This window comes from Enterococcus sp. AZ191 (assembly GCF_051713845.1).
Taxonomy (GTDB): Bacteria; Bacillota; Bacilli; order Lactobacillales; family Enterococcaceae; genus Enterococcus_B; species Enterococcus_B durans.
In genome coordinates this window covers 594,652-609,943 of the sequence record NZ_JBIOQS010000001.1, presented here as the reverse complement: position 1 = coordinate 609,943, position 15,292 = coordinate 594,652, and the positions used below count along the sequence as shown (strand labels likewise).

The window sequence follows — 15,292 nt, the reverse complement described above, 5'->3', positions numbered from 1 at the left end:
AAAAAAGCGTGAGACAAAAGTAAGAAACACTTTTGTCTCAGCCTTTTCAAACATAAATGGTTCAGAAAGCAACATCTTCGTAACACCTCTGTCCCATTTTTTCTATATTCTTTATTACACGTTCAATATCCACATAAAACCGATGAAGACGAAGAATAATAGGTACATGATTGGTGAAACTTCTTTTCCGCGTTTTGCAGCAAGCATTGTGATTGGATAGAAAATGAATCCTAATGCGATCCCGTCTGAGATACTATAAGTCAACGGCATACCAATCAAAATCAAGAATGAAGGAATAGCGATCTCTAATTTGCCCCATTCGATTTGTCGTAATGATTGTGCCATCAAGACACCGACCATGATCAACGCTGGTGCTGTCACTTGAGAAGTAACGACAGATAATAGTGGTGAGAAGAACAATCCTAACAAGAAGAAGATCCCTGTTGTCACAGCTGTGATCCCTGAGCGACCACCGACTGCGATTCCTGCTGATGATTCAACAAACGCACCAACTGGTGATGTTCCTAATAAAGAACCTGCAAGCATTGCTGTTGAGTCAGAAGCTAATGCTTTTCCAACACGTGGCATTTTATTGTCTTTCATGAAACCAGCTTGATTGGCAAGACCAACTAATGTACCTGCCGTATCAAAGAAAGTGACCAGTAAGAAAGTTAACACGACCACCCACATTTGTAGAGAATTGATATCCCCTACATGTTTTAGGGCAACCAAGAATGTTGGTTTCAAACTTGGTGCAGCTGAAACGATTTGAGACGGCATTGGAATCAATCCAGTGATCAAGCCTAAAAATGTCGTTGCTGCCATCCCAATAAAAATACCTCCAGGAACACGACGAACAAGCAAAATCGCTGTGATCGCTAGTCCAAAGATAGTAAGCCATGTCGTTCCTACACTTAAGGAACCTAGTCCAACTAAAGTCGATTTATTCGAAACGATGATGCCACCTTCACTTAAACCAAGAAAAGCAATAAACAAACCAATCCCACCTGAAATAGCATATTTCAAGTCTGCAGGTATTGCGTCGATGATCATTTCACGCAATTTAAAGATCGTGATCAAAATAAAGATCAATGAAGCAACAAAAACTCCTGCTAAAGCTGTTTCCCAAGGAATACCCATTCCTAAACAAACAGAATAAGCAAAAAAGGCATTGATTCCTAAAGCTGGCGCCGTTCCAATTGGGTAACGTGCTAAAACACCCATCAAAATACAGCCGATTGCACTCGCCAAAGCAGTAGCAGTAAATACTGCTCCCTCATCCATACCAGAAGCACCTAAAACGGTTGGATTCACAAATAAAATATACGCCATTGAAATAAACGTCGTGAAACCAGCAAGTACCTCTCTTTTAACTGTTGTACCTAGTTTTTCAATCTCGAAGTAGGAAAGTATTTTTTCCTTCATCTTCCATCCCCCTAAAAGCCGAACATTTATAAAAAAGTCCTTTAAAAATTAGTTTTATTAATAAAACAACGAGGTTAATCATATACTAAATAATAACATAAGTAAATAAAAAATTCGGATTTTAAGCAAAATCCGAACATTAATCCTTTATTTTTACCATTAAGACTTTTAGCGTGAACATTAGCTTTTTATTCAAAACTTAAATTCTTTTCGTATGCTCTTATTTTTTCGTGTTTTCGCGAGCAATTCGTCGCTGTTCTTCTGCAATAAACGCCTTATTGTCAATTTCATGTTGCCAACTTGTTACCGTATCATGTGCATGATTCATTGAATTCAATCCACCAAAGCCAGTATTGACCATATTGCCCCAGCCTTTTGTACAATCTTTGCCAGATTCACTATTTTTCTTTCTTAACTTTTCACTTTTTTCTCCCCGCCGCTCTTTTAAGTACACTTCCATTTTTTCAGTTAGACTCATTTTCTTCTTCCTTTCTTTCCATCTGGCCAATCACAAAATAGTTTCCTTCCAGATCGGAAAAATTAAATGTCAAAACACCGTTGTTGTCCGTGATTTCACCAGGATTTTCCATTTGTTCATAGATTTCCTCAAATCGATCGGTAAAAAATAGTATTGATGGAGACGTACCTAATACTTCTGGTGAAAAGCGTTGCACAAAAACTTTAGGGAAAATACCTAATTCAAATTCAGAAGAGATCGCTACTATCACACTGTGGAACTCTTCTGGTAATTCAACTGTTTCGCTGACTGTCGCTCCTAGTTTTTCGATAAAAAACTGACTGATTTTTTCAACATCTTCTGCATAGAGCATCACACGAGTTTTACCGATCATTTTATGTCCTCCTTTTATTTCCTTTTGTATAGGGAAAATAATTGCTTCTATTATATCACGAAAGCGGATTCTACGAAAAAAACCTCTACCAATGCGAGAACACTTTCAAGCACATGGTAGAGAGTTCTTATTGGTGAGGCTTATTTTTTTAATTGATTGTTACTTCTGTTTGATTTTTTGTTAAAGTGTAATGATTGCTTGTCACATGGAATGTTTGATCGATCATTTTCTTTAATTCAAGGATTGCTTCGTTCCCACGTTTTGCTTGTTCTGGATTGATTGATTCGATGACCAATACAGCATGCGCAGTTTCTTCGGTAAGCATTGTCCGCTGTGCTTCTCGCCAATTGAAGCAACGGCAAATAGCACCTTCTTCATCATAGTAGATGATTTCTTCTGGCAACGCTGGCGCATCTTCGTCTGCTCCTAGAGGTAAGAAGTTTTCTCCACCTTTTGCCTTTCCTAAATGCAGATCTCCTTGGATTTTCGCAATATCTTCCCCACCACATGGCACACCATATTTTAGTGAGATACTATTGTAAATATCTACCAAAGGATTGATTGGGTAAAATTCACGTTCTTGATTGGCCCTTTTCAATAATGCTTCAATAGAAGAGCGTGCCCCTTTTTTTGTTTTGAATTGCGCAAAAGCTTGGCGCCACTGTGCAATCACTTCATTTTGACTGAAGGGTTCTTCTGTTAGATACGTTCTTACTTCTTTTGCTGCCTGATTCAATAAATGATGATAGGTTTCTTCTTGGTCTTCTTGGACATGATTATCGATACCTTCAACAGTTAAGACTTCGATCGTTGCTTCAGGGAAAACTTCCCAAAAAGTTGAGTCTACAATTACTTTATTCATTCATTTCTCCTCCATTGATTTTTTTGACAAAAATATAATCTGTTTGAGCGTCATCACCCATATAAAAAATATGTTCGCTATGATGCGAAAAACCATGTTTCTTGTAAAAGCGCAGGGCTGGGTGATTGTGTTCCCATACGCCTAACCAAATTGCTTCTTTTTGTTGTTCTTGCGCTCGTTGGATAGCAAGTTCCATAAGTTTTGAGCCAATTCCATTTGCTTTAAATGCACTGCGTACATAGATCCGCTCAATTTCTAAAAAATGATTCCCCATTTTTTCTGATTGTGCTTGGTCAACATTCAGTTTCAAATAACCTGCGATCTCGCCATCAACCATTGCCCAGTAAAATTCTGATTGTTCATTTTGCAGTTCTTTCATCAATTTATTGATCTCATATGCCTCATCTAAATAAATGCGCATCAGTTCCTCACTGTTATATTCGCCAAACGTATCTCGATAGGTTTCAATACTGATTGTTTGAAGAAGTTCCGCATCTGAAGCAGTCATTTTCTTGATTTCGATTTTCTCCACTTGCCTTTTCCTTTCAATAAATTCTTTTGTTGCCCTTTTTTACAAAATTCCAATCCTCACTCACATTTTGTCGAACTTTTTTTAACAGCTTCTGTAATTGTTCAACTTCTTCTGGTGTCAATCCTTCAACTGCTACCTGATTGGAATAATGATGCTCACGAATGATAAATGGATAGATTTTTTTACCTTTATCTGTCGGATAGAGTTTCTTGATTTTTTTATTTATCTGATCTGCCGCACTTTGAACCATTCCTTTTTCTTCCAACCGTTTGATTGCTCGTGCCGTCGTCGTTCGATCGACTTTGATCATTTCTGCTAATTTTTCTTGGATGATTCCAGGATGTTCACAAATACGTACCAAATAAAGGTATTGACCTCTTGTTAATTCGATTTCTTTGAATTCAATATTGCTGATCGAATCTAAGGCTCGAGAAATCATCCCGATTTCTCTAATGATGTCGTCCATCTTGTCCTCCTTTGGTTAAATGTTAGTATTATTTTACACTTTTTAGTTGCAAATGCAACAATTTTTAACCAAAAAAGAACGGTCAATCCTGATTATGTGGAAAAAGCATGTGGGACAAATCTAAAAAGTAGGTTTACTACAGACTCTCGAATAAACGGCGTCTAAAAGTCAGGTCTTTCGGAAATTTCAAAAAAAAGCGTGAGACAAAAGTAAGAAACACTTTTGTCTCATTCTTTAAAAACAAATAAACGGTGGGAGCAGAAGCAACTCCTTCTTAAATAAGCCGAAATCCACAAAAATTTAAACAGCAATTTTCGTTAATTTCTTCTTATTTCTCGGAGTTAAACACTTCTGTCCCGGCCTCTTTTATCCAATTTCTCATACCTAAACGACTTTTGTTTCGACCTCTTTCCTCCACTTTCATTATACCTGAACATCTTTTTGATTATTTAACGAGTTGCTTCCTCAATAGCCCCAACTATTGTGAATATTGCTCTTTTAACGCAAGAGTTCCCCAATCAATTCTTGTGTTTTGGTCAATCCATCTACTTGTAAGGAATGGACAATCTTAGATCCTACTACTACTCCATCGCAACACTGCGCAAATCGCCGGACATGTTCTGCTTTTGAAATGCCAAAACCTGCTAAAACAGGAATCGCACTTTTTTGTTTGATTTCTTTTAGATGCTCTGTCAGATTTTGCTGATAGGTTTTATTGACTCCAGTTGTTCCGTTGATCGTTACCGCATAGATAAAGCCTTCTGCTTCTTTTACTAAAGTGTCGATTCGTTCACTCGGACTAGTCAAAGAAACCAATTGGATCAGTGCAATGTCGCCTAGATCAGGCAAAACCAAGTCACAGTGCTCATAAGGGAGATCCGGAATGATGAACCCTTGGACATGACAATCTTTTAAATCATCTACAAGTTTCTTCACACCGTAATGAAAGAATGAATTACTATATCCCATTAAAATCAAAGGGACTGGTGAGCGATAATCTTGTAATACTGCAATGATTTTCTTTAGTGTTACCTGATGTTTGAAGGCATTCAAACCAGCTTCTTGAATAGTGGGACCATCTGCTACTGGATCGGAAAAAGGGATCCCTAACTCAATTGCAGTTGCTCCGCTTTTTGCTAACATCTCGATTTCTTCTGGTAAATGTTCTAGGCCCTGTGCGCCAGCCATGATATAAGGAATGAATAAAGGTTTTGTTGTTTGATTTTCCAAATAAAGGGTTAAAGGTTTCATGCTTGTTCCTCCATTTCTTTGATTTGTTGCACATCTTTGTCCCCACGACCTGATAAGCAAACGACGATCAATTCATCTTTAGCCATAGTTGGTGCTAAATTCATGACATGAGCTAACGCATGGGAACTTTCCAATGCTGGAATGACCCCCTCTTTTTCAGACAAAAGATGGAATGCCTCAACAGCTTCACGATCGGTGATTGCTGCATATTCTGCACGTCCACTAGTATATAAATAAGAATGTTCTGGCCCGATTCCTGGGTAATCCAGACCTGCAGAAATAGAAAATGCTTCAATGACTTGCCCATCATCATCTTGAAGCAAGTGCATCTTCGCTCCATGCAGCACGCCAACACTTCCTTTATTGATCGATGCAGCATGTTCACTGGTATCCAAGCCATGCCCTGAAGCTTCAACACCAATCAATCGTACTGGATCATTGAGGAAAGGATAAAACAATCCCATTGAATTGCTTCCCCCACCAACACATGCAATCGCCACATCAGGTAACCGGCCTTCTGCTTCTAAAATCTGGCGACGTGCTTCAGTTCCAATCACGCTTTGGTAATCCCGCACAATTTCAGGAAACGGATGCGGGCCTAGGACTGATCCCATGACGTAATGTGTATCTTCTACATGTTCGACCCAATAGCGTAATGCCTCGTTGACTGCATCTTTGAGTGTCTTACTGCCAGAAGTCACACTAACTACCTTCGCACCTAATAACTCCATCCGAAAGACATTCAGTTCTTGGCGTTTGATATCTATTTCTCCCATAAAGATCGTACATTCCATCCCGAACAAAGCAGCCGCAGTAGCCGTAGCGACTCCATGTTGCCCTGCTCCTGTTTCTGCTACAACTTTCTTTTTACCCATTCGTTTGGCTAACAGTACTTGACCTAATGCATTGTTGATTTTATGGGCTCCTGTATGATTCAAGTCTTCCCGTTTCAAATATATCTTCGCACCACCAAGATGTTCTGTTAATCGTTGTGCAAAATAAAGTGGATTCTCACGTCCTACATATTGCTTTAAATAGTAGGCAAATTCTTTCTGGAATTCCTCATCTGTTTTTGTTTCTTCATAAGTTTCTGTCAATTCTTTGACTGCGTACATCAAGGTTTCTGGGACGAATTGTCCACCAAATTCCCCATAAAATCCTTGTTCATTCGGTTGTTGGTACATGTTGTTTCCTCCTTTTTTACTGATAGACGATTTTGTGTCATGCCTTTTTATCGCGTTGCTTTCAACGTATCCTGTACGTTTCAGCTGTTATCAGCAATTCTCACTGCTTCACAAAATGCGCTGATTTTTGCTAGATCCTTTTTCCCATCTGTCTCGACACCACTTGATACATCCACTACTTTCGGATGGAAATAAGCAATGGCTTCTTCCACATTTTCAGCTGTCAAACCGCCAGCTAACCACAACTTTTCTTTTTCTAACTGCTGTACTGCGACAGCTGACCAATCAAAACGCTGACCATTCCCGCCCATATATTTAGCAGGTGGAGCATCCAGTAAAAGAAAATCTTCACCAGTCGCTACTGCCAATGACACGTTTTTAGTCACACTTTTTGCTCGAATAATCGGAACATCCAACTGCTGAAACTTTTTTTCTCCATGGATCTGAACGAAATCAAGTTGCGCGATCTTAACAATCTCTTCGACGAAATCTTTTGTAGGTGAAACAAACACCCCGACTTTTTTTACTTTTTCAGGAAGATCTTGTGTAAGTGTACGAACGTTTTCGGGAGTGATTTTTCTTGGACTCTCTGCGAAAACAAATCCGAGATAAAAGGCCCCAGATTGAATTGCTGTATCGATCGCCGTTTTTGTCGTCAATCCACAAATCTTGATCTCAGTCATCTTCTCGACACCTACAATTCCTTTACTTTTTCTTCCACGTTTCCTGCTCTCATCAGCGTTTCACCTACCAAGATCCCTTGATAATTTTGACTGATTTTCTCAACATCCTGTGCTGTTTTAAAGCCAGACTCACTGATATAAATACATCGACCTTCTAGCTGACTCAAATCAATACTGGTCTGTAAGCTGACTTGGAAGGTCTTTAAGTTGCGATTATTGACCCCAATGATCGTAGCGCCGATTTCTTTCGCAGTTGCTAATTCCTTGGCATCGTGAGTTTCCACTAAGACTTCTAAGCCTAACTCAGTCGCATACTCATGCAATTCCTTCAATCTTATCTTGGGCAAAGCCGCAACAATCAGTAAAATCAGACTTGCACCTGCTTGTTTTGCTCGTATGATCTGCTGTTCATCAATAATGAAATCCTTACATAACACCGGTACATCAACTACTTGAGCAACTGCTGTCAAATCATGGATCGTTCCATTGAAAAAGACAGGATCGGTCAATACAGAGATGGCACTGACACCAGCTTTTTCATATGTTTTCGCCTGTTGCAAAATATCAACCGTTCCATTGATCAGGCCTTTAGAAGGAGAAGCTCGTTTGATTTCTCCAATGATATGTACTTTTTTAGGATTTCCTTTTATCGTTTGATAAAAGGAAGGCCGCTGTTTCTCTACTCGTTTTTCGACCGGCGTTAAGTTGTTCACTTCATTTGCTTTTTCTTTTAAGATTTTCTCTAAAAAATCCATCCGCTCACCTACTATTCTTTTAATAAATTTTGTAATGTATCAAATGCTGCACCTGATTGAATCACTTGTTCTGCTTCCTTGATGCCTTCTCTAATTGACTGAACTTTAGCACCTGCTAGAAAACCTAATCCCGCATTTAGGAGAATCGTTTCGTAATATGGTGTTTTCTCACCTTTTAATACCGATAATAGAATCTCTTTATTTTTTTGAACATCGCCTCCGGTAATGGCAGTCAATGGCAGTGACTCCAAGCCCACTTCTTCTGGTGAAAATGAAAATTCGCTGACTTTTCCTAACTGATAAAAAGCACAATGGGTCTTGCCGCCCAAATTGGCTTCGTCCATTCCCTGATAGCCATGAAGAACTAGTGCCTGTTTTCTCCCTAACTTTCCTAATGTTTCAGCAGTTGATGCTAGTGAATCTCCTGCATAGGTCCCCATCAGTTGATACTCTAATGGATAAGGATTGATCAATGGACCAATCAAGTTAAAGATCGTGGGTGTAGCTAATTCTTTACGCACACTCATGACTGCTCTCATTGCAGGATGCATTGCAGGGGCAAAGAGAAAAGCAATCCCAACGTTTTTTAAAAGATGATCAATTTGTTCTTTGCTGTTGGTGATGGTAACGCCTAAGGCTTCCAACACATCTGCACTTCCAGAGCGGCTTGAGATACTGCGATTGCCATGTTTTGCCATAGGGATTCCCCCACCTGCAAGAACAAATGCCGCTGTCGTACTGATATTGAAACTTTCTGAATGATCGCCACCAGTACCACAATTATCCATTACCCCAGTTGGTGCTTTTTCCATTGGAATCGCCCGCTTTTGCATCACATGAGCCAAGCCTGTCAATTCTTCTGTACTTGCCCCTTTTACCTTCAACCCGATCAACACACCGCTGATCTGGTTTGCGGTCACTTCTTGATCAAACATCGCAGTCGCTAATTGTTCCATTTCTGCTTGTGATAAATCTTTTTGCTGATAGATACGTTCAAATAGTTGTTGCATCAGTAATCCCTACTTTCTGTAAAAATTCCGTTAAATAGTCTTCCCCATTTTCAGTACCGATAGATTCTGGATGGAATTGCAGTCCATATATCGGGTATTCCCGATGTTTCATTGCCATGATGTAGCCATCCACTTCTGCGGTGATACACAGTACTTCCGGGAAATGTTCTTTTGACACAATCAATGAATGATAACGCATGATTTTCTTGTGGTTGATCACCGATTGCTTCCCATGCATGATTGTGGGTGCAGATACGATCTTTGCACCAAATACTTCACCAATGGCTTGATGCTCCAGACATATCCCTAAAATTGGTTTCGTTTGATAGAACAATCGGATCAATTTTTCTAGATCACCTGCTTCTGCTGGTTTTCCAGGTCCCGGTGAAAGAATGATGCCATCTGCTTTGCGAGCGACTTCCAACAGTCGTTGGTCGTCATTTCGTAAGACGATGATCTCCGTATCTGGAAGTAAATGAACCAAGTTATACGTAAAAGAATCATAATTATCGACTAATAAAATCATTTTCTTACCTCCAATAGTCCTTTCGCTTTTTGTAATGTTTCAAAATACTCGCTTGTCGGATCAGAATCATAAACAATCCCCGCACCTGCTTGCACGTACGCTTTTTTGCCTTTCACTACCATCGTACGAATAGCAATGGCAAAATCTGCTTGGTTGTCTTGCGAAAAGTAGCCAACTGCGCCTGCATAAATCGAGCGTTTCACTGGCTCCCACTCGTAAATGCGAGTCATTGCGCGAATCTTAGGTGCCCCGCTGACCGTTCCTGCCGGTAAAGTTGCTTTCAGCGCATCCATCGCAGAAAAGCCAGTTTTCAATCGGGCTTGCACAAGTGAAACGATATGAATGACAAAGCGGTAACGTTCAACTGTCATGAAAAGAGGAACAGTTACAGAACCATGTTGTGCGATTTTCCCCAGATCATTGCGCCCTAGATCGACTAACATCTGGTGTTCTGCAATTTCTTTCGGATCGCTTATCAGTTCTTTTGCTAACTGATCATCCAGCTCTTTACTTGCCCCACGTTTTCGAGTGCCGGCAATCGGGTTCGTTGTCACGACCTCCCCTTTGACTCGAACTAAACTTTCAGGGGAACTCCCGATAATCGTTGCTTGAGGGAATGGTAAAAAATAAAGATAAGAAGAAGGGCTGGTCACTCGTAATTGACGATAGTAATCAAAAGGATCAATCGTAAAATCTACGCTTAATCGTTGTGAAGGAACCACTTGGAATAAATCACCCTCTCTGATTTTTTGTTTTGCTTCTGTAACGATCTGTTCAAATTTTTCTTGTGAAAAATTACTCTTAAATTGTAAGGACAACGAAGGTAGCTCACTTCCTTCTGCTTCATTCATTGTTCTGATTTTTTGCTCGATAGTTTCTAATCGTTGTGCTAACACTTCTTCCGTTTCATGGCTGTAGCTATTGCTCGCAACGATAGTTATTTCTTGCTGTTGATGATCATAGATCACGAATGATTCGTAGAGATAAAATTGCATGTCTGGTAAGCCCAATTCATCTTCTGGAATCGTTCCGATCTCCTCGTAACATGCCGCAATGTCATAGCCTACATAGCCAATCGCCCCACCTTGAAATGGAAGCTCTTCATGTAGTTCTTCTTCAACCAACACATATTTTTCAAGTTCTTTCAGCGGGTCCTTACAGCGGTACGTCGTTTCATCAAACGAAAACTCTCCTTCTGCATATGTGACGTGATGTGCTGGATTAAATGCAATGACTGAATATCTGCCATTTTCTTTTTCTCTGGGGATACTTTCCAATAAACAACTTTTTTCATCTCGCAGGCGATAATACAAATTGATTGGCGTTAAACAATCGCCATTGATTTTCTTCGTTTTTCTCATTTTTTTCTCTTCCTTCCTTTTATGTAAACAAAAAAGCCCCCAAGTCAGACGAAGTCCAACTTGAGGGCGGATGTACCACGGTGCCACCTCAATCATATGCTAAAAAAGCATATCTCTATCAACCATCTAATAATGGTCTTTCTCTGTAACGGGAGTTCCCGTCATCCCCTACTTTGGTTCAAGGATGCTCGGACAAGTCCATTCACTAAGCAAAAAATACTTCCTTCTCATCATCGGAAATTTTCTGTGATTTTTCTTTTCTTAGCTACTTCTCTTGTCATTGATTTTTTTATCTAAAATACAAAAAAGCCCCCAAGTCAGACGAAGTCCAACTTGAGGGCGGAAATTCCACGGTGCCACCTCAATCATACACTAAAAAAGCATATCTCTATCGACCGTCTAACAACGGTCTTTCTCTATAACGGGAGTACCCGGAAGTCCCTACTTAATTCAACACTTCAGTCCAAAAGTCCATTTCACATGATCCACTTACTGATTCGCAGCCCCATCAGCTCTCTGAAAAGATCAATCCTGTTACTTCTCTTTTGTAAGACACTTATTTTCGATAATAATACGCTCTCTTATTTTACTTGTCAATACTTTTTTTAGTCAAAATAAGGTAACGGTCCGTTGGCTAAAATTGCCAATTGTTCCTTCGTCGTTCGCTTGATCGATAAAGGTGGCAACTCATCTAAAGCAAAAAAAGCACTATTTGATGTTTCACTATTTTCCACAAATGAGCCGGCCAGGATAGTACAAGAAAAAACAAGCTTATAATATTGAAAAAGTTGCGGAACATCTTTTCTTACATTCGTATCGAATAAAGCAAGTAGTTTATCTGCTGTCACGATGAGCCCCGTTTCTTCTTCAACTTCTTTTTCGATATTTTCTTTAGGCGAAAGCCCAACTTCTGCAAATCCCCCCGGCAGTGCCCATTCCTTTGTCCGCTTATCTTCGATCAAGAGAACTTTATCCTCCTGCTTGATGTAGGCTCGAACATCGATTTTCGGTGTGGGATATCCTTCGTTTTGCTCTGTTAAACGAACTAGTTCAGCTGAAGTTTCTGTACCAATCCCACTCAATAATTCAAGAGCTATTGTCCGCAGCTCTTCATATCTTTCTTTATCAAATACATCTTTTCCATAAAGTAAACCTGCTTCTGCAATCGTCAATAGTCTTCTGTACTGATCAAATCTGGTCTGCATCTCGTTTCTCCTTTATCGATATCCTTTTCTCAAGTATAAGGATGTTTGGACCAACTGACAAATCCGTCCACTTGAACGTAGCACAATTTTAATTTTTCCATTACTTCACTTATCCACATGATTTATGAGCTATCGTCTATGGATCGTTTAATCTGTGTAAATTGGTTGAACAAAGTCTGCTCTCCAGATATTTGCTTTCTGATCATAATCAAAGTACCATATTTGAGAAAATTGCTGTTGTCTCCTACGGCTGCCTAAAATAACCCGTCTATCTCCCCGATTGATCGTGTAATCGAAACAACTAAAATCAATACGGATTGAGAAGCTATCTTCGTGGATTTTCCGATAATTTTCTAAGGATTGGATACTTACCTTTTTAGTATGATTCTTGACCCCATCCGCTTCATTTTCCTGCAGTACCCGTTGGTGTTCCTCAAATAGACGTTGTGTATAGCAGTTTCTCACTTTCTCGAGAGTTTCATGATCCCAAGCATTTTGAATGGTCAGAAAGATATTTTCTACTGTTGCACATAACTCTTTTTTTTGTTGTTTGGTTCCTGGCATAGCAGCAAATAGAACATCTTTACGCTTGCGTTCGGCTTTATTCCGTTTATAGCTCCTGAAACCATAAGAACCGATGATCGCAAGCGGTGCGATCCACATTCCACGACCCATAGGATAGTTACTTGTTTCATAATCGCTATAATATCTTCCTCCTGTGTTCATATAGCCACGAGAACTTGATCTATTACCAATCGAAAATCCTCCACGACTAAAACCGCCACCGCTACTACCAAAACTACCACCGCCATGTCCACCAGCAACTGCAAAACAAGTGGTTGGCATAGCAAATAAAACGAAGAAACATCCTAAACTCACAACTAGACCGATTATCTTTTTCATCATTATCCTCTTTTAACTAAAATAGTATAAAAATCATATCCTTTGTTTCTTTGCACGTCAACATGTATTACAATGTATCTAATTTATTGTTCTGTGATCCATTCTCTTCACAAAACGACAGCGTTCAACAATTTAGGGGGAAGTACACATGCTTGCTGATGCATTACTGATCATCGATCTTCAAAATGGCATCTGCCACCAAGAAGACCAATCAATCGATCATCTCGAACAATTAGTTCTAACTGTTAATTCTTTGATACATAACTATTCCGGGCGACCAATCATCTTTGTTCAATAATCTAAACTTCCAAAATAATTTTAATCCTATGTGTACATTGTACTTGTAAGAATCAACAATCTAAGCTAATATAAAGAAAAGGAGCTATGCGCGAACATAGCCCCCATGTAGAACCGTTAAAAAGACGGTAGCTTTTGTTTTAATGGTTTAACCATCTACGCCTGCTAAAGTGTTAGATGGTTATTTTTTGTCCTTATGGTCACTAATCAGCAAAACCAATGTCGCAAAAGCGATCATCAGTTGAATTGCTTCAAAAGTTGACACTTGCTTACTCCCTTCTAGGGATAAAGCGATGAACCATAGGCATCACCCCTTTTTCAAGAGATTAGCCACCATCTTTTCACTTTTCTACTTTACTAGTATATCATAATCGAAACAAGAATAAGACAAAAAAAATACGATAAAGCGCCCGAGAACCCCATCTCATCGGTACTTTATCGTATTTTAACTTATTGAATAATTAGTCTGTTGAATTTATAAGTTCTAATTGCTGAATGGTTACTGATGGTCCCATAAATCGTTCTACTATTCTGGACTTTTCTAACTTCAGAAAAGTTGGCGTTACGGTAATCCATTATCGATAAAAAAACTTGTGTAGGTACAATTCCATTTAATACCTCAGTCATTTCATTAACAGTTGAAGCCAAATGTTCTTCCCTGTCATATCAGTATGTTTGATTACTCGAGCATTTAAATTATCTCTTACGATATAAAATCCTTGTTCCTCTTCAACACTATAATTATCTAAATTTAATTGTTCTTCAACAATATAAAATTGATCTTTTGTTTTATCTAGTTTAATCAGACTAGTATAAACTTGATCAATTTCATTCACTAATTTATTTTGTACTACAAGTGCTGTAGGTGTCCCTACAGTTAAAGGAGCTACAACATCAAAAGTACCTGCAACTTCAGAAGCGATAGCCGAGTTCTCTGTTGCTAGAATAGTAGTCCAAAAAAAGCTAAGCAATCCTGCTTAGCTCCCAATGATCCAGTTTTATGAGTGCGCTACATTGTTGGTCTAACTTTTGGGGCGCACTTCATTCCCCTAACTTTTTGGGGTTATTTTTATAACAAACTGGATGCTTGTATGTTTTACTAATGTTGAACGAGAACACGATCGTTTCCTTGGCTTTTTTTTTCCCAACTCTTCACTTCTACCAAAAATATACCAGCTGCCAGCAGATCTGCACTGCCGCCAGGTGAAATTTGTTTCTTTTGGCAAAAACGAAGAAGTTCAGAAAAACTAGGATTCGGTAGCAGACGTTTACTAGCATCATAAGCCAGTTTTTGCATCTTGAACAATGTCGTTTCATCGCTACGATGCAACACACAGGTATCTTCAATCGTACTCATCAAGACTAATAACATATGCAACTGCTTTTGCTCTTTTGAATCTGTCGAAAAAGACTCATAGGAGGTCAATGCATGTGCCAAATTAGGATAGCCTAAGACAGCTTCTTCGTATGCACCATTGACACCATATTTTTTCTTAACGACAAGTCCATGACTTTTTTGTTTCGTTTGAAATTTAGAGTCTGGAAAAGCAGCTAATTTCCCCACAGTTTCAAATAATTCGGGATAGTCTAAAGATTCATTACCACTGATTTTCTGAGAAATGACACTGCTTAAGAGCCCCATGACCCAAATAGTCCCTTTATGCGTATTCACGCCATTGGTTGCTTTAAACATCGCTTTTTCTGCCTGTCGGCCAATTTCTGCAATTTTCTCACGTAATTCTTGGTCGATTGGATGGTTCCACGATACAATAGCCATTTGTTCAAAAAAAGGAGTCAATGACTTAGCTAAGCGAAGAAACAAAGACAGATCCATATCATGATGGGCACCCGTACTGTGGGCATCCACTAAACCAGGCTTAGGGCTCAATTCCACTTCTGCTATCAATGCTTTCTCCACAGAATAAGCAATCTGCGCCGCCACCATTTCCCTTTGTTTTTCTCTCATGACAAAAACTCCTTT

At 39.3% G+C, this 15,292-nt stretch carries 19 protein-coding genes and 2 other annotated features; of the genes, 1 reads left to right on the top strand and 18 read right to left on the bottom strand.

Features of this window, described 5'->3' with window-relative positions; translation table 11 throughout:
• Nucleotides 1–114: 114 nt before the first annotated feature.
• The 15 genes from IGI47_RS02980 to IGI47_RS02910 form a co-directional block, all read right to left on the bottom strand.
• The gene (locus tag IGI47_RS02980; protein WP_311930836.1) at nucleotides 115–1,425 is read right to left on the bottom strand and encodes an NCS2 family permease; all 1,311 of its coding nucleotides are present in this window, start codon (nucleotides 1,423–1,425) and stop codon (nucleotides 115–117) included.
• 220 nt (nucleotides 1,426–1,645) lie between these two features.
• A complete protein-coding gene (locus tag IGI47_RS02975) occupies nucleotides 1,646–1,903 on the bottom strand; it encodes a hypothetical protein (protein ID WP_438783287.1) in 258 nt (85 codons plus the stop codon).
• On the bottom strand, nucleotides 1,890–2,276 hold the full coding sequence (locus IGI47_RS02970) for a glyoxalase (RefSeq protein WP_438783285.1): 387 nt from the start codon (nucleotides 2,274–2,276) through the stop codon (nucleotides 1,890–1,892). The genes IGI47_RS02975 and IGI47_RS02970 overlap by 14 nt, the downstream gene beginning before the upstream one ends.
• 148 nt (nucleotides 2,277–2,424) lie before the next feature.
• Nucleotides 2,425–3,138, bottom strand: coding sequence for a B3/B4 domain-containing protein (locus IGI47_RS02965; RefSeq protein WP_438783284.1), 714 nt, complete (start codon nucleotides 3,136–3,138; stop codon nucleotides 2,425–2,427).
• Nucleotides 3,131–3,670, bottom strand: a complete 540-nt coding sequence (locus IGI47_RS02960) for a GNAT family N-acetyltransferase (protein WP_311930840.1) — start codon at nucleotides 3,668–3,670, stop codon at nucleotides 3,131–3,133. Before IGI47_RS02960 ends, IGI47_RS02965 begins: the two co-directional genes overlap by 8 nt.
• A 13-nt stretch (nucleotides 3,671–3,683) precedes the next feature.
• Entirely contained in the window at nucleotides 3,684–4,136 is a 453-nt protein-coding gene (locus IGI47_RS02955; RefSeq protein WP_311930841.1) for a MarR family winged helix-turn-helix transcriptional regulator, read from the bottom strand.
• Nucleotides 4,137–4,634: 498 nt separating this feature from the next.
• Complete coding sequence (gene trpA, locus IGI47_RS02950; RefSeq protein WP_311930842.1) at nucleotides 4,635–5,387, bottom strand: tryptophan synthase subunit alpha; 753 nt, start codon at nucleotides 5,385–5,387, stop codon at nucleotides 4,635–4,637.
• Nucleotides 5,384–6,571, bottom strand: a complete 1,188-nt coding sequence (gene trpB / locus IGI47_RS02945) for a tryptophan synthase subunit beta (protein WP_311930843.1) — start codon at nucleotides 6,569–6,571, stop codon at nucleotides 5,384–5,386. The genes trpA and trpB overlap by 4 nt, the downstream gene beginning before the upstream one ends.
• Before the next feature lie 80 nt (nucleotides 6,572–6,651).
• Nucleotides 6,652–7,254, bottom strand: a complete 603-nt coding sequence (locus IGI47_RS02940; protein WP_438783282.1) for a phosphoribosylanthranilate isomerase — start codon at nucleotides 7,252–7,254, stop codon at nucleotides 6,652–6,654.
• Nucleotides 7,255–7,265: 11 nt separating this feature from the next.
• Complete coding sequence (gene trpC / locus IGI47_RS02935; protein WP_438783280.1) at nucleotides 7,266–8,009, bottom strand: indole-3-glycerol phosphate synthase TrpC; 744 nt, start codon at nucleotides 8,007–8,009, stop codon at nucleotides 7,266–7,268.
• 11 nt (nucleotides 8,010–8,020) lie between these two features.
• Nucleotides 8,021–9,019 (bottom strand): anthranilate phosphoribosyltransferase, encoded by a 999-nt coding sequence (gene trpD, locus IGI47_RS02930; protein WP_438783279.1) that lies wholly within the window; start codon nucleotides 9,017–9,019, stop codon nucleotides 8,021–8,023.
• Nucleotides 9,003–9,545: an anthranilate synthase component II gene (locus IGI47_RS02925; protein WP_438783277.1), complete on the bottom strand. Its 543-nt coding sequence runs from the start codon at nucleotides 9,543–9,545 to the stop codon at nucleotides 9,003–9,005. Before IGI47_RS02925 ends, trpD begins: the two co-directional genes overlap by 17 nt.
• Nucleotides 9,542–10,906, bottom strand: coding sequence for an anthranilate synthase component I (trpE, locus tag IGI47_RS02920; protein ID WP_438783275.1), 1,365 nt, complete (start codon nucleotides 10,904–10,906; stop codon nucleotides 9,542–9,544). Before trpE ends, IGI47_RS02925 begins: the two co-directional genes overlap by 4 nt.
• Nucleotides 10,907–10,965: 59 nt before the next feature.
• Nucleotides 10,966–11,196, bottom strand: a binding site (T-box leader).
• A 42-nt stretch (nucleotides 11,197–11,238) separates the two neighbouring features.
• Nucleotides 11,239–11,466: a binding site (T-box leader), on the bottom strand.
• A gap of 45 nt (nucleotides 11,467–11,511) precedes the next feature.
• Entirely contained in the window at nucleotides 11,512–12,111 is a 600-nt protein-coding gene (locus tag IGI47_RS02915; protein ID WP_311930849.1) for an NUDIX hydrolase, read from the bottom strand.
• Nucleotides 12,112–12,258: 147 nt separating this feature from the next.
• On the bottom strand, nucleotides 12,259–13,014 hold the full coding sequence (locus IGI47_RS02910) for a TIM44-like domain-containing protein (protein WP_438783273.1): 756 nt from the start codon (nucleotides 13,012–13,014) through the stop codon (nucleotides 12,259–12,261).
• Nucleotides 13,015–13,162: 148 nt separating this feature from the next.
• Here IGI47_RS02910 and IGI47_RS02905 point away from each other — a divergent pair, with 148 nt between their 5' ends.
• Nucleotides 13,163–13,312, top strand: coding sequence for an isochorismatase (locus tag IGI47_RS02905; RefSeq protein ID WP_311930851.1), 150 nt, complete (start codon nucleotides 13,163–13,165; stop codon nucleotides 13,310–13,312).
• Between the two features lie 180 nt (nucleotides 13,313–13,492).
• Here the strand turns inward: IGI47_RS02905 and IGI47_RS02900 are convergent, their stop codons facing one another.
• From IGI47_RS02900 to IGI47_RS02890, 3 genes are all read right to left on the bottom strand, one after another.
• The gene (locus IGI47_RS02900; RefSeq protein WP_227259831.1) at nucleotides 13,493–13,576 is read right to left on the bottom strand and encodes a putative holin-like toxin; all 84 of its coding nucleotides are present in this window, start codon (nucleotides 13,574–13,576) and stop codon (nucleotides 13,493–13,495) included.
• Between the two features lie 358 nt (nucleotides 13,577–13,934).
• Complete coding sequence (locus IGI47_RS02895) at nucleotides 13,935–14,282, bottom strand: hypothetical protein (protein WP_311930852.1); 348 nt, start codon at nucleotides 14,280–14,282, stop codon at nucleotides 13,935–13,937.
• 128 nt (nucleotides 14,283–14,410) lie between these two features.
• Nucleotides 14,411–15,277 carry a triphosphoribosyl-dephospho-CoA synthase MdcB gene (locus IGI47_RS02890; RefSeq protein ID WP_438783271.1) on the bottom strand — a complete coding sequence of 289 codons (867 nt, stop codon included), beginning with the start codon at nucleotides 15,275–15,277 and terminating at the stop codon, nucleotides 14,411–14,413.
• Nucleotides 15,278–15,292: the final 15 nt, after the last annotated feature.

Excerpts from the sequence above, each read along its gene's own strand:
- IGI47_RS02925 (WP_438783277.1), bottom strand. The coding sequence starts at position 9,545 with ATGATTTTATTAGTCGATAATTATGATTCTTTTACGTATAACTTGGTT.
- IGI47_RS02940 (WP_438783282.1), bottom strand. The coding sequence starts at position 7,254 with ATGACTGAGATCAAGATTTGTGGATTGACGACAAAAACGGCGATCGAT.
- trpC (WP_438783280.1), bottom strand. The coding sequence starts at position 8,009 with ATGGATTTTTTAGAGAAAATCTTAAAAGAAAAAGCAAATGAAGTGAAC.
- IGI47_RS02910 (WP_438783273.1), bottom strand. The coding sequence starts at position 13,014 with ATGAAAAAGATAATCGGTCTAGTTGTGAGTTTAGGATGTTTCTTCGTT.
- IGI47_RS02905 (WP_311930851.1), top strand. The coding sequence starts at position 13,163 with ATGCTTGCTGATGCATTACTGATCATCGATCTTCAAAATGGCATCTGC.
- IGI47_RS02975 (WP_438783287.1), bottom strand. The coding sequence starts at position 1,903 with ATGAGTCTAACTGAAAAAATGGAAGTGTACTTAAAAGAGCGGCGGGGA.
- IGI47_RS02915 (WP_311930849.1), bottom strand. The coding sequence starts at position 12,111 with ATGCAGACCAGATTTGATCAGTACAGAAGACTATTGACGATTGCAGAA.
- IGI47_RS02980 (WP_311930836.1), bottom strand. The coding sequence starts at position 1,425 with ATGAAGGAAAAAATACTTTCCTACTTCGAGATTGAAAAACTAGGTACA.
- trpA (WP_311930842.1), bottom strand. The coding sequence starts at position 5,387 with ATGAAACCTTTAACCCTTTATTTGGAAAATCAAACAACAAAACCTTTA.
- trpD (WP_438783279.1), bottom strand. The coding sequence starts at position 9,019 with ATGCAACAACTATTTGAACGTATCTATCAGCAAAAAGATTTATCACAA.
- IGI47_RS02970 (WP_438783285.1), bottom strand. The coding sequence starts at position 2,276 with ATGATCGGTAAAACTCGTGTGATGCTCTATGCAGAAGATGTTGAAAAA.
- trpE (WP_438783275.1), bottom strand. The coding sequence starts at position 10,906 with ATGAGAAAAACGAAGAAAATCAATGGCGATTGTTTAACGCCAATCAAT.
- IGI47_RS02965 (WP_438783284.1), bottom strand. The coding sequence starts at position 3,138 with ATGAATAAAGTAATTGTAGACTCAACTTTTTGGGAAGTTTTCCCTGAA.
- IGI47_RS02955 (WP_311930841.1), bottom strand. The coding sequence starts at position 4,136 with ATGGACGACATCATTAGAGAAATCGGGATGATTTCTCGAGCCTTAGAT.
- IGI47_RS02890 (WP_438783271.1), bottom strand. The coding sequence starts at position 15,277 with ATGAGAGAAAAACAAAGGGAAATGGTGGCGGCGCAGATTGCTTATTCT.
- trpB (WP_311930843.1), bottom strand. The coding sequence starts at position 6,571 with ATGTACCAACAACCGAATGAACAAGGATTTTATGGGGAATTTGGTGGA.